Raw genomic sequence first — 12688 nt, 5'->3', positions numbered from 1 at the left:
GCCGAAGAGTGCAACCACACGATGATGTTCCAGGAGATGATCAACCGCATCGGCTACCGCGATGTGATCGGCATGGGTCCGATCGACCGCAAGCTGACGATGGTCATCTGGCCGGCGGTGAAGTATTTCCCCGAGTTGTTCTTCACCCTGGTGCTCGGTGGTGAGGAGCCGATCGATCACCTGCAGAAGTCGTTGCTGCGCGGCGGTTTCGATCTGCATCCGATGGTGCACCGGGTGATGCAGATCCATGTCGCGGAGGAAGCCCGCCACATCTCCTTCGCGCACGAGTACCTGCGCAAGAACGTGCCGGCGATGCACCCGGCCACCCGGTCGCTGCTGTCGGTGCTGTTCCCCGTCGTGATGCGGGTGATGCTGTCGATGATCGCCACCCCGCCGAAGGAATTCGTGGACAAGTTCCACGTTCCGCGCGAGGTGATGCGCGAGGCGTACTGGGGTAGCCCCGAATCCCGGCACACCAAGCGTGACGTGTTCACCGACGTGCGCGCGCTGGCCACCGACATCGGCCTGATGAACCCCGTCGCCAAGCTGGTGTGGCGGGCGCTGGGCATCGACGGCCCCGTCTCGCGCTACCGCAGCGAACCGGCCCGCCGGGTCACTGCGTGATCCCGGAGAGCTGGGCGGCTCCCACCGAGGTGCTGCTGCCCGACGCCGATCCGTTCTATGTGCCACGCGACGGATTCGAGAGGACGGCGCCGGGCACGCTGTTGCGCTGGCGCCCGGTGGAATTGGCGGCGTTCGGGCTGATTCCCCTGCGGGCCCGGGCCTGGCAGCTGCTGTATCGCAGCAACGATCTCAACGGCGTACCCGAGGCCGCCGTCACCACGGTGATCGCCCCGGCCGACGGTGTCGCCGAGGGTGCGCCACTCGTCTCGTTCCAGTGTGCGATCGACGCCATCGCGCCGCGCGCTTTCCCGTCCTACTCGCTGCGCCGCGGCTCCCGGGCGATCGGCACCTGTGCCCACATCGAACTGCTGCTCTTCGCCGACGCGTTGTCCAGGGGCTGGGCGGTATCGGTGCCCGATCACGAGGGCATGCTCGGCGCCTGGGGTGCGCCACGCGAACCGGGCTACCGCGCCCTCGACGGCATTCGCGCGGCACTCGCCTTCGAACCGGGCGGCCTCGCGCCCGACGCCCAGGTGGGCTTGTGGGGCTACTCGGGAGGCGGCCTCGCCTCGGCGTGGGCCGCCGAGATGGCGCCGACCTACGCGCCCGAACTCGATATCGCCGGCGCGGTACTCGGCTCACCGGTCGGTGACCTCGTCTCCACCTTCCACCGGCTCAACGGCGGCCTGCACGCGGGCTTGCCGACCCTGGTGGTCGCGGCGCTGCGCCGGGTGTATCCGGCGTTCGCCGAACTGGTCGACACCCATTTCTCCGCCGAGGGCCGCGCGGTGCTCGACAAGGCGGCGGAGTCGACCACGGTGGGTGCGGTGCTGCGGCTGGCCAGGTACAGCGTCGACCGGCACTCCGGTGCGCCGATGACCGAACTGCTGGCCCTCGAGGCGATGCTCGAGATGTTCGCCGACCTCACTCTCGGCGACCGGGCCCCGGCGGCACCGCTGCTGGTGACCCAAGCGGTGCACGACCAGATCATCGCGGTCGACGACATCGACGCGCTCGTGCGGCGCTACCGAGCCAACGGCGCGCACGTGACCTACCTGCGCGACCGGCTCAGCGAGCACCTGAGCCTGCTGGCCGGCTCGGCCCCGCTGAGCCTGAACTGGCTGGCCGACCGCTTCGCCGGTCTTCCGGTGACACCCTCGCAGACCAGGACCGTGCTCAGTGTCCTCGGTCTGCCCGCGGGTCGCCACGGTCTCGCCGAGCTGGCCAGGGCTGTGGTGCGAGTCCTGTTCGCGCGCCCGATCACCAAGTCGGTGACCGGTCGCGAGCTCGCGAACCCGGCGAAGCGGGACCAGCGCGCCGCCTGACCGAACCCTCAACTTACTCACTGGTAAGATACTCGCCCGTAGGGACTGCCGACGGCAGCCGGTGAGATAAGGGGTTATCGGTGGGGATTGTGACCGATGTACCGCGCGCGGTACGGAATGTGTGGGCCGTCTCGTTCGGCGGTGGGCTCGAATCCGGCGAGCCCACCCCGTCGACGACGGTGTACGAGCGACCGCACCGCCATCTGAAGCGATACGAGGCCACCGGCCACGCCGGGGGAAATCCGGTGCTGCTGGTGCCGCCGCTGGCGGTGACTCCGGCGTGCTTCGATCTGCGTCCCGGTCAGAGCCTGGTCCGCCACCTGATCGAGCAGGGGCGACAGCCGTACGTGATCGATTACGGCCAATTCGGTTACGCCGACCGGAATCTCGGCCTCGAGGACTGGATCGACGACATCCTGCCCGAGGCCGTCGCACGGGTCGCCGCCGAACACGACCGGCCGGTCGACCTCATCGGCTGGTCGCTGGGCGGAGTCTTCTCGCTGCTCACCGCCGCCGCCAACGCCGGCCTGCCGATCGCCTCCATCACCGCGCTCGCGGCCCCCATCGACCAGCGCCGCACCCCGCTGCTGGCGCCGATGCGCCTGGCCGCCAAGATCACCGGCGGCAAGGAGATGGCCCTGGCCACCCGGATCATGGGTGGTATCCCGCAGGAATTCGTGCGTCTCGGCTTCCGGTTGCAGGCACTGGACCGCGAGATCACCAAGCCCGCCTACCTGATCCGCAACGCGCTCGACACCGAGGCGCTGGCCCGGCTCGAGGCGACCGAGCGGTTCATGGCATCGATGCCCGGTTACCCCGGACGTTCCTACTGGCAGATCCACCGCAGCCTGGTGCTGCGCAACGAACTCGCCGAAGGCTACATCCGGCTGCGCTCGGATCTGGTGATCGAACTGGCCAAGGTCACCTGCCCCGTGCTGCTGCTCGGCAGCCGCGGCGACGCGGTGGTGCCGGCCTCCTCGGTGCGCCGCGGTCTGGACGTGCTGCCGAACGCCGAGGTGGAATTCGTCGAGGTGCGCGGCGGTCACCTGGGATTGCTCGCCAGTGCGACCGCCGCGCAGATCACCTGGCCGGCGATCGACGAGTTCCTCAGCCGCTGACCACCTGCGCCGAACCGTGTGCGGTGCGCAGTGCGTGCTTGACCACCTTGCCGCCCGCATTGCGCGGCAGCTCCTCGAGCACCACCAGGGCCTTGGGGTGCTTGTAGCGCGCCAGGTGGGTGTCGAGGTGCTCGGCGAGGTCGGTGAGGGTGATGTCGGCGCCGTCCTCGGTGACCACGATCGCGACGGGCACCTCGCCCCACTTGTCGTCGGCCCGGCCGATCACCGCCGCCTCCCGGATGCGGGGATGGGCGAACAGCACGTTCTCCACCTCGGCGCAGTAGATGTTCTCGCCGCCGGAGATGATCATGTCCTTCTTGCGGTCGACGACGTAGACGAAGCCTTCCTCGTCGCGGCGCACCAGATCGCCCGAGTGGAACCAGCCGCCGGCGAACGCGTCGGCGGTGGCACGCGGGTTGTTCCAGTACTCGCGCATCAAGGTCGGTCCGCGATAGACGATTTCGCCCACCTCGCCGGGGCCGACATCGTTCATCTCGTCGTCGACGATGCGGGTGGCGATGGTCGGGATCGGCTTGCCGACCGAACCGAGTTTGCGGATCGCGTCCTCGCCGTCGAGCACGCAGGTGATCGGTGACATCTCCGTCTGCCCGAACACCGCCACATTCAATGCGTTCGGGAAGGTCTCGGCCATCGCGCGCAGCACGGTGTCGGAGGCGGGGGCGGCGCCCCAGCTGATCACGCGCAAACGCAGATCCCGCTGCGCCACGGTGGGATCGGCGCACACGATCTGCCACTGGGCGGGCACGAGGAACACCGAGGTGGCCCGTTCGCGCTCCCAGGCGTCGAGCACCTCGGTGGCGTCGAAGGCCTTGAGCGGGTGGATCACGGTGAGCGCGCCGAGCACGAAACACGCGGCGACACTGCCCAATCCGGCGATGTGGAACAGCGGTGAGGCGCAGAAGGCGATGTCGTCGGCGCGGTACTGCATGGCCCGGATACAGGTGAGGGCCTGGGAGTTCATGTTCAGGTGGGTGAGCACCGCGCCCTTGGGATTACCGGTGGTGCCCGAGGTGTACATGATCAGCGCGGCACTGTCTTCGGGGACATCGAGCGGCTCGTGCGGTTCGCCCTGCTCGGCCAGCAGGTCGTCGTAGCCAAGGACGCCGTCACCGGTGGTGCCGCCGACCACGATCCGGGTGGCCAGCGCGTCGGTCTGCGCGGCGACGGCGCCGACCAGCGGGGCGAGCACCGTGTCGGTGATGATCGCGCGCGCACCGCTGTCGGTGACCTGGTAGACGATCTCGGGCGGGGTGAGCCGGAAGTTCACCGGCACCGCGATGGCGCCGAGGGTGTTGATCGCGAACACCGATTCGATGTATTCGGTGTTGTTGAGCATCAGGATCATCACCCGGTCGCCCTCGCCGACCCCTCGGCGCGCGAGCGCGTCGGCCAGGCGTTGCACCCGGTTGTGCAGTTCGCCCCAGGTGGTCGTCTTACCGAGGAACCGCAGCGCGGGCGAATCGGGAATGGTGGTGGCGTGGATCGCGATCTGGTTCATCCAGTGATTGCGTCGCGAGCGCATCGGTTCGGTAGCGGTTGACATCTCGTCTCCTGCGGAACGCCGGACTCAGGCCGGATCGGTGATGGGGTGGACGGCGCCGTCGAATCGTGGCGCCCGGCGGGTGAGCATCGCGGTCATTCCCTCGAGGAAATCGGCGGAGGTGAGCAGTTCGGACTGGCCGGTCTTTTCCCTGGCCAGGGCGGCATCAAGCCCGGCGAGGGTGGCCGCGTTGAGCGCGGCCTTGGTCAGTTGCAGCGCCCGGCGCGGTCCCGCCGCGAGCTTGGCGGCCACGGTTTCGACGTGTGCGCCGAGCTCTTCCGACGGAATCGCGCGGGTGATGAGGCCCGCTGTGGCGGCCTCGGTCGCGGGCAACCGGGCGCCGAGCAGGGCCAATTCGGCGGCGCGGGCGCGGCCCATGGACGCCGCGACCACGGCCGTCGCGCCGCCGTCGGGCATCAGCCCGATGGAGGTGAACGGCAGCAGCAGGTAGGCGTTCTCGGCGGCGTAGATGAGGTCTGCGGCCAAGGCGATGGATGTGCCGACACCGGCGGCGGGGCCGTTGACCTGCGCGATCACCGGCAGCGGCGAATCGACGATGGCCCGGATCAGGTCGTTGGCCCGATCCATCACCACCTCCGGGGACGCCTCGTTGCCGCCCGCCGCGCTGGCCGCGGCAAGATCGGCACCGGTGCAGAAGGCCGCCCCCGCGCCCGTCAGCACGATGACCCGCACCGACGGCGTCGTCGCGGCCGCGGTGACCAGGTCGCACAGCTCGGTCATGGTCGCCAGGTCGATGGCGTTCATCCGCGCCTGGCGGTCGATCGTGATCCGCAGGACGCCGTGTTCCTCGGTGCTGAGAACGCTCGCGCTCATCGGGCCACCGCCTCGACGATCGAGCCGGCCAGGCGGTCCGCGATCAGTTGCTCGGCTTCGCGCACCATGCGGTCGATCAGGTCGGCGCAGGTGGGGATGTCGTGGATGAGGCCCTGGCACTGGCCGACGCTCCAGATGCCCGCGTCGAGGTCGCCCTCCTCGTAGACCTTGCGCCCGCGGGCACCGGCGACCAGGTCACGCACATCGGCGAAAGTGCCGCCACCACGCTCGATCTCGACCACCTGGCGGCTGACGGCGTTGTCGGCCACCCGGGCGGTGTTGTGCATGGTGCGGAAGATCAGCTTCGTGTCGAGCTCGGTGTTGGCCACGATCTTCTCCTTCACGGCGTGCGCGATCGGTGACTCCACGGTGCACAGGAACCTCGTGCCCATGTTCACCCCGTCGGCGCCGAGCGCCATGGCCGCGACCAGGCCGCGCGCGTCGGCGATCCCGCCGGAGGCGATCATCGGGATCTCGAGCTCACGCGCCGCGGCCGGGATGAGGACCAGGCCGGGGGTGTCGTTCTCGCCGGGGTGCCCGGCGCATTCGAAGCCGTCGATGCTCACACCGTCGACACCGACCTGCTGCGCCTTGAGGGCGTGCTTGACGCTGGTGCACTTGTGCAGCACCTTGATGCCCGCGTCCTTGAGGAACGGCAGGTGGGTGGCCGGATTTCCGCCGGCGATCTCGACGATCTTCACCCCGCCGTCGATGATCGCCTGCCGGTACTCCTCGTAGGGCGGCGGCGTGATGGACGGCAGGATCGTCAGGTTCACCCCGAACGGCTTGTCGGTGAGATCGCGGGTGCGGGCGATCTCCTCACGCAGTGCCTGCGGCGTGGGTTGGGTGAGGCCGGTGATGATGCCGAGACCACCCGCTTCGGACACGGCGGCGGCGAGTTCGGCGCGGCCGACCCACATCATCCCGCCCTGCACGATCGGGTGCTCGACACCGAATGCCTCGGTGAATCGGGTGCGCAGCATCGCGCTCTCCCTCCGGATTCAGACGTTCCCGCCGGTCGCGGGCAGAACCAGGACGGCTCTGGGCAACCGGACAGAATCATGATTAACTTAGCGAGAATTGTGATTAACTTAATGGCGGCCGACGCGGCCTGTCAACACCTCGTGCGGCGAGTTGCCCGCCCAGTGGAACCGCGCACCGCCACACCGCGAACGAGTGACCTGAAGGAAGGTCGACAATGACCGAAACCCCCACCGCAACACCGATTTCTGCGACAATGATCGCCACCGCGAACCCGGCCACCGGCGCGCCCGTCGGCAGCTGGCCGGTCGACGACGCCGCGCGGGTCGCGGCCGTCGTCGCGCAAGCTCGCGTGGCCGCACAGTCATGGCGCGAACTCGGGTTCACCGAGCGGAAGCGGGCGTTACAACGCTGGGCGTCCCAGCTGGTACTGCGCGCCGACGAGTTCTGCGCGCTGATCCACGCGGAGAACGGCAAGCCGCTCGACGACGCCTACCTCGAGGTCATCACCGCGGTCGAACACCTCAACTGGGCCGCCGAGAACGCGCAGCGCGTCCTGAAGCCCAAGAAGGTCTGGCCGGGACTGATGATGGCCAACCACGAGGCGGTGATCGAGCAGCGCCCACACGGCGTGGTCGGTGTGATCGGCCCGTGGAACTACCCCGTGTACACCCCGAACGGTTCCATCGCCTACGCCCTGGCCGCCGGCAACACCGTCGTGTTCAAGCCGAGCGAGCTCACCACCGGCATCGGGCACTGGTACGTGAACGCCTTCGCCGAGGCCAATCCCGGCCTGCCCGAGGGAATCCTGAGTGTGGTGACCGGGCCGGGGGAGACCGGCCGTGCGCTGGTGGAGTCCGGTGTCGACATGATCGCCTTCACCGGCTCGACCGCCACCGGCAAGCGGATCATGGCGGCGGCCGCCGAACGGCTCACCCCGGTCGTGCTCGAATGCGGTGGCAAGGACGCGGCCATCGTCGCCGAGGACGCCGACGTGGCAGCGGCCGCCGACGCGATCGTGTGGTCGGCGATGGCCAATTCCGGGCAGACCTGCGTGGGCACCGAACGCTGCTACGTGGTCGCCTCGGTGTACGACGAGTTCCTGACCGAACTGACCGAGCGGGTGCGCGAGCTCGTACCGGGCTCCGACGGCGACTCCGCCTACGGGCCGATGACGTTGCCCGCCCAGGTCGATGTGGTCGCCGAGCACGTCGACGCCGCCCTCGCCGACGGCGCGACCGCCCTGGTCGGTGGCGCCGATTCGATCGAGGCGCCGTTCGTCCGCCCGATCGTGCTCGTCGACGTCCCGGAGAACTCCCTCGCGGTGCGCGAGGAGACCTTCGGCCCGACCCTGACGGTGCGCAAGGTCCAGGATGTCGCCGAGGCGATCCGCCTGGCCAACGACTCCCGCTACGGGCTCGCCTCATCGGTGTTCTCCCGCAAACGCGGCATGGCCATCGCGCGCGAACTGCGTGCGGGCGCCACCTCGGTGAACAGCCCCGCCGCCTACGCCGCCATTCCCGCGCTGCCGTTCGGCGGCGTGGGGGAGTCGGGGGTCGGCCGGATCCACGGTGCGGCCGGGCTGCTCGGTTTCACCCGCCCGCATTCGATCGCGCGGCAGCGCTTCGCGATTCCGGGCATGGCGCTGCAGTCCTTCGCCAGAACCGAATCGACCATCGCGATGGTCAAGAAGCTCACGGTGCGCCGCTTCGGCCGCGCCAAGTAGACCCAGCAATCAGGAAGCAGAGGAACAGTATGGGCGTCGAATTCACCTCGGAACAGAAGGATTTCGCCGCGGCGGTCGCCGCGTTCGCCAAGCGCGAGGCAGGGACAAGGGCGCAGCGTGACGAGCTCACCGATCACGACAGAGAACAGCACAACCCGGCGGTCTACGCGAAGATGGCCGAGCTCGGCTGGCTGGGGCTGACGGTGCCCGAGGAGTACGGCGGGTCGGCGGCCTCGATGGTCGACATGTGCATCCTGCTCGAGGAGACCCACCGGGGCATGCTGCCGATCGGCGCGATCGGGCCGACCCTGATCACCGGCGGCGCCTACGCCAAGTTCGGCACCGACGCACAGAAGGAGAACGTGCTGCGCGGCATCGTTCGCGGTGCGTCGCAGTCGATCTCGATGTCGGAACCAGAGGCGGGCTCGGATGTGGGCAACCTGTCGACCAAGGCGGTCAAGACCGCCGACGGCTGGCTGATCAACGGCCAGAAGACCTGGTGTTCCAACGCGCACATCTCCGAGAACATCCTGCTGGTGGCCCGCACCTCCAAGGAGGGCGGAAAGCACGAGGGGCTCACCATGTTCCACGTGCCCGCGGACACGCCGGGGCTGCAGATCACCCCGATCGAGCTGATGGGCAACCAGAAGGAAACCAACGACCTGTACTTCACCGACTGCGTGCTCCCCGAGGACGCGGTGGTCGGCGAGGAGGGCAACGGCTGGCGTCAGCTCATGACCGGCCTGAACTTCGAGCGGCTGATCCTGGCCGCGATGAGTCTCGGTGCCGCCGAGCGTGCCTTCGCCGACACCCTGGAGTTCGTCACCCAGCGCAAACAGTTCGGCAGGCCGGTCGGCACCTTCCAGGCGCTGCGGCACCGGCTGGCCGATCTGGCCACCGAGATCGAGTGCACCAAGCTGCTGATCTACAGCGTGGCCCGCGAGGCCGACGCGAATCCGGACAAGATGCTGGCGCGTGAGGCCTCGATGGCCAAGCTCAAGGCCACCGAGACCGCCAAGCGAGTGGCGCTCGAGGGCATGCAGATGATGGGCGGCTACGGGTACGCGCGCGAGTTCGACATGGAAAAGCATGTGCGCGGCGCCCTGGTGTCGACCATCTTCGGCGGCACCAGCGAGATCCAGCGCGACATCATCGGGCGCACGCTGGGCTTGTGACCCGCGGGGTTCTCGCCGCCGCGACCGTTGGGGGGTGGCGGCGAGAACCCACGCGCTACCGTGGTCGGCATGGCCGAACGCATGGTTGTCATCGGCGCCGACGCGACAGGCATGTCGGCGGCCTCGCAGGCGCGCAGGCTGCGCGGCGCCGGCGAACTCGAGATCGTGGTGTTCGAGAAGGGCAGACACGCCTCGTATTCCGCGTGCGGCATTCCGTACTGGGTCAGCGGTGACGTCGCCGAGGCCGACGATCTGATCGCCCGTTCACCCGAGGAACATCGTGCCCGCGCGATCGATCTGCGCATGCGCACCGAGGTGATCGAGCTCGATGTCCCTGGGCGGCAAGTACTCTCGCGTGACCTCGACACCGGCACCGAGACCTGGACCGGCTACGACAAGCTGGTGCTCGCCACCGGTGCCACCCCGATCCGCCCGCCGCTGCCCGGCATCGACGCCGACGGTGTGTTCGGCGTGCAGACCCTCGACGACGGTGAGGACCTCATCGAGGCGCTGGTTTCGTCGTCGGGACGCGATGCCGTCGTCGTGGGGGCGGGCTACATCGGGGTCGAGATGGCCGAGGCGCTCATCCGGCGCGGGTTCCGGGTCACCATGGTGACCCGGGGCCCCGAACCCATGTCGACCCTCGATCCCGATATGGGTGCGCTGGTGCGAGAAGCCATGGAAGGCATGGGAATCCGCTTGGTCACCGACACCGAGGCGACCGGCATGCGCACCGACGCCGACGGGCACGTGTGCGCGGTGACCACCGCCGACACCGAATACCCCGCCGACGTGGTGGTCCTCGGTCTCGGCGTGCGTCCCGCCACCGACCTCGCCCGGCGCGCGGGACTGCCGCTCGGCGAATCCGGTGGCCTGCTCACCGATCTCGCGCAACGCGTCCGCGGCCACGACAACATCTGGGCGGGCGGTGACTGCGTGGAGGTACTCGACCGGGTCTCGGGCACAATGCGCCACATCGCACTCGGTACCCACGCCAACAAACACGGTCAGGTCATCGGCACCGGCATCGGCGGCGGATACGCCACCTTCCCCGGCGTCGTCGGCACCGCCGTCAGCAAGGTCTGCGATCTCGAGGTCGCCCGCACCGGGCTGCTCGAGCAGGACGCCGAGCGGGCGGGCCTGCAATTCCACGCCGTCACCATCGAATCCACCGGGCGCGCGGGCTATTTCCCCGGCGCCGAACCGATGACGGTGAAGATGCTCGCCGAACGTCGCTCCGGCAGGCTGCTGGGCGTGCAGATCGTCGGGCGTGAGGGCGCGGCCAAGCGCGTCGACATCGCCGCGGTCGCGCTCACCGCCCGGATGACGGTGGAGCAGATGACGGCCCTCGACCTCGGCTACGCGCCGCCGTTCTCGCCGGTGTGGGATCCGGTGCTCGTCGCCGCCCGCGCGGCCACCCGTGCGGTGGCGCGCGGCGACTGAACGACTCAGCGGGGGAGCGGCCGACCGAGGGTCACTGTTTGTAGCAGCCGGACAACGAGGTCCTGCGGGCAGATCCCGTCGTCACCGAAGGCACGTCCGAGGTCGACAACCAAGCTGAATGCGGCATGGACCAGGATTCTGGCCTCACCGATCGACAGCTCGGGCCTGGCCTCGGCGACCAGCTTCGCCCATTCGGTGATGATGAGCTGTTGTAGATGGCGCAGCGTCACCTGATCGGGCTGGTCGATGTGGCTGAACTCGGCGTAGTACACGAAGGTCAGCGCTCGTTCGTCGAAAGAGCCCGCGACATAGAGATCGATGAGCGTGCCGAGCGCGTCCGCAGGAGTCGCGGCGGCAGCGATCGCCGGCGGGATGGCTCCCGACATCCGGTCGGCGGCGCGCCGGAACGCGGCGACGAGCAGATCACTCTTGCTGCGGTAGTACCGATATACCGCGGACGCGGCCGACAGATCGGCGGCTGCGGCGATGTCTTCCATGCTGACATTGGGGTAGCCGCGCTCGTGGAACAGCTCGACCGCCTTGCGTAGCAGCAGTTCGTGCTTGAACGATCGTGGCAGCTCGGTATCTCGCCGGGGTGATGTGGTGCCGGCCGCCCCACGGAGATCGGCATCGACAAGCGCCCAGCCTGTCGACTTCAGCAGCTGCGCAAGCGTTTTCGCCGACAAGTTGGCGTGGTGGTCGCCGATGCTGCTGATCATCGCGAAGATCGACACCGCGCGCACCGCGCGGTCGTGGCCGTCGAGTTCGGGCCGCACGTCACGGATCAGGTCGCGCACAACGGAGATCGCGGTGATGAATTGTCCGGTGAACTCCGCGTAGTCGGCCTGTTCGAGATAACGGCGTTCCCAACGGGCCAGTGCCACTGTCGGCCGGTTGGTGACAGTAGCGGCAATGATCGCGTCGAGGACGTGATCGAGCCGCTCACGCGGTGACCACCCGTGTGCCTCGGCGGGCAATTCGACCGCAGCCAGTGCCAGTCCAGCCAACCGGAACAGTTCTTCGCGGAACAGCGCGTACTTGCTCGGAAAGTGGCGGTAGAGGGCAGCGGAACTGATGTCGAGCCTGCGGGCGATGTCGTCCATGCTGACGCCGTGGTATCCGTGCGCGCCGAACGCGGCGGCGGATTCGGCCGCGATCTGCGCACGCCGGTTCTTGGGCCTGCGCCGGATCTGCCGAGGCGGGGCGGCGGGTTCATCGATCTGCTTGCTCGTCATCTCACCTGTCATGCTATCGCCTGGGCGTGCCGGGTCGGCTCGGCCGATCGGGTCACTGGGCGGGCATCGCCGTCAGCGGGGAGTTCACCTTCTCGACCAGCCAGCGGCCACCGTCGTTGTGCAGGCTCATCACCATCGACAGCTGGCCGGGCTTGGCCTTGTGCTCGGTGCCCAGGCTCGAGATGGTCGTGCCTATCACCACGATGGCCTCGGCGGAGTCCTCGTCGCCGGTGCGTAGCGCGCACTGGGTGTCGGTGGCCTTCGAGGTGACCTGGCCCTGGGTGAGGGCTTCGCGCAGCTCGGTGCTCGTCGCTTCGAACTGCTTCTTCCAGTCGCCGGTCGCGCCGTCGAGGACGGCCTGGAAATAGCCGTCGAGGCTCTTGCTGTCGTAGTCGGCCAGGACCGGGGCGTAGCGGCAGGCGGCTTCGCGGGCGCCCTGCTGGGCGGCGAGCAGGTCCTTGCTCTCCTTGTTCTCGAGGAACAGGATCACCGAACTCGCCACCGAGGCGCCGACGGCGAGTGCCGCGGCGGCCCGGATTACGAGAGTCTTGCGCTCGGCGGTCCACCGCTCGGCAACGGCCGGTTCCGGTGCTGCGGTCGTCACGGTCGGGGTGCCGGATTCAATTGCACCGGTGTCTTTTTCGTCTGTGCTCATGGGGTCATCTC

Annotated in this window: 11 protein-coding genes; 6 read left to right on the top strand and 5 right to left on the bottom strand. The window is 68.7% G+C overall.

Annotation, left to right across the window (positions count from 1 at the left end; genetic code table 11):
* The 3 genes from ACSVDM_RS14730 to ACSVDM_RS14720 form a co-directional block, all read left to right on the top strand.
* The coding region (locus ACSVDM_RS14730; protein WP_439265503.1) for an AurF N-oxygenase family protein at positions 1 to 624 on the top strand (624 nt) is incomplete at its 5' end.
* On the top strand, positions 552 to 1949 hold the full coding sequence (locus ACSVDM_RS14725; RefSeq protein WP_439265502.1) for a lipase family protein: 1398 nt from the start codon (positions 552 to 554) through the stop codon (positions 1947 to 1949). The genes ACSVDM_RS14730 and ACSVDM_RS14725, both read left to right, overlap by 73 nt.
* Before the next feature lie 80 nt (positions 1950 to 2029).
* Entirely contained in the window at positions 2030 to 3067 is a 1038-nt protein-coding gene (locus ACSVDM_RS14720; protein WP_439265500.1) for an alpha/beta fold hydrolase, read from the top strand.
* Here the strand turns inward: ACSVDM_RS14720 and fadD5 are convergent.
* Genes fadD5 through ACSVDM_RS14705 form a run of 3 tightly spaced genes read right to left on the bottom strand, consistent with a single transcriptional unit; the run spans position 3057 to position 6445 of the window.
* Entirely contained in the window at positions 3057 to 4631 is a 1575-nt protein-coding gene (gene fadD5, locus ACSVDM_RS14715; protein ID WP_439265498.1) for a fatty-acid--CoA ligase FadD5, read from the bottom strand. The two genes, ACSVDM_RS14720 and fadD5, sit on opposite strands and share 11 nt — an antisense overlap.
* A gap of 24 nt (positions 4632 to 4655) precedes the next feature.
* Positions 4656 to 5462 carry an enoyl-CoA hydratase gene (locus ACSVDM_RS14710; RefSeq protein WP_439265496.1) on the bottom strand — a complete coding sequence of 269 codons (807 nt, stop codon included), beginning with the start codon at positions 5460 to 5462 and terminating at the stop codon, positions 4656 to 4658.
* A complete protein-coding gene (locus ACSVDM_RS14705; protein ID WP_067488874.1) occupies positions 5459 to 6445 on the bottom strand; it encodes an NAD(P)H-dependent flavin oxidoreductase in 987 nt (328 codons plus the stop codon). The genes ACSVDM_RS14710 and ACSVDM_RS14705 overlap by 4 nt, the downstream gene beginning before the upstream one ends.
* A 215-nt stretch (positions 6446 to 6660) precedes the next feature.
* On the opposite strand from ACSVDM_RS14705, the gene ACSVDM_RS14700 reads away from it, so the two are divergent.
* From ACSVDM_RS14700 to ACSVDM_RS14690, 3 genes are all read left to right on the top strand, one after another.
* Positions 6661 to 8169 (top strand): aldehyde dehydrogenase family protein, encoded by a 1509-nt coding sequence (locus ACSVDM_RS14700; RefSeq protein WP_439265494.1) that lies wholly within the window; start codon positions 6661 to 6663, stop codon positions 8167 to 8169.
* 29 nt (positions 8170 to 8198) lie between these two features.
* On the top strand, positions 8199 to 9344 hold the full coding sequence (locus ACSVDM_RS14695) for an acyl-CoA dehydrogenase family protein (protein WP_439265492.1): 1146 nt from the start codon (positions 8199 to 8201) through the stop codon (positions 9342 to 9344).
* A 69-nt stretch (positions 9345 to 9413) separates the two neighbouring features.
* On the top strand, positions 9414 to 10787 hold the full coding sequence (locus ACSVDM_RS14690) for an FAD-dependent oxidoreductase (RefSeq protein WP_439265490.1): 1374 nt from the start codon (positions 9414 to 9416) through the stop codon (positions 10785 to 10787).
* Between the two features lie 5 nt (positions 10788 to 10792).
* Here the strand turns inward: ACSVDM_RS14690 and ACSVDM_RS14685 are convergent, their stop codons facing one another.
* Together ACSVDM_RS14685 and ACSVDM_RS14680 are read right to left on the bottom strand one after the other, a co-directional pair.
* Complete coding sequence (locus tag ACSVDM_RS14685; protein ID WP_439265489.1) at positions 10793 to 12034, bottom strand: TetR/AcrR family transcriptional regulator; 1242 nt, start codon at positions 12032 to 12034, stop codon at positions 10793 to 10795.
* A gap of 40 nt (positions 12035 to 12074) precedes the next feature.
* Positions 12075 to 12677, bottom strand: a complete 603-nt coding sequence (locus tag ACSVDM_RS14680) for a hypothetical protein (RefSeq protein WP_439265487.1) — start codon at positions 12675 to 12677, stop codon at positions 12075 to 12077.
* Positions 12678 to 12688: the final 11 nt, after the last annotated feature.

It is taken from the genome of Nocardia sp. JW2 (genome assembly GCF_051843015.1).
Classification (GTDB): Bacteria; Actinomycetota; Actinomycetes; order Mycobacteriales; family Mycobacteriaceae; genus Nocardia; species Nocardia coubleae.
This window is presented reverse-complemented; position numbering and strand designations above follow the sequence as displayed.

Bases quoted from the DNA above. Each gene is read 5' to 3' on its own strand.
- fadD5 (WP_439265498.1), bottom strand. From the start codon at position 4,631: ATGTCAACCGCTACCGAACCGATGCGCTCGCGACGCAATCACTGGATG.
- ACSVDM_RS14710 (WP_439265496.1), bottom strand. From the start codon at position 5,462: ATGAGCGCGAGCGTTCTCAGCACCGAGGAACACGGCGTCCTGCGGATC.
- ACSVDM_RS14705 (WP_067488874.1), bottom strand. From the start codon at position 6,445: ATGCTGCGCACCCGATTCACCGAGGCATTCGGTGTCGAGCACCCGATC.
- ACSVDM_RS14700 (WP_439265494.1), top strand. From the start codon at position 6,661: ATGACCGAAACCCCCACCGCAACACCGATTTCTGCGACAATGATCGCC.
- ACSVDM_RS14695 (WP_439265492.1), top strand. From the start codon at position 8,199: ATGGGCGTCGAATTCACCTCGGAACAGAAGGATTTCGCCGCGGCGGTC.
- ACSVDM_RS14690 (WP_439265490.1), top strand. From the start codon at position 9,414: ATGGCCGAACGCATGGTTGTCATCGGCGCCGACGCGACAGGCATGTCG.
- ACSVDM_RS14685 (WP_439265489.1), bottom strand. From the start codon at position 12,034: ATGACAGGTGAGATGACGAGCAAGCAGATCGATGAACCCGCCGCCCCG.
- ACSVDM_RS14680 (WP_439265487.1), bottom strand. From the start codon at position 12,677: ATGAGCACAGACGAAAAAGACACCGGTGCAATTGAATCCGGCACCCCG.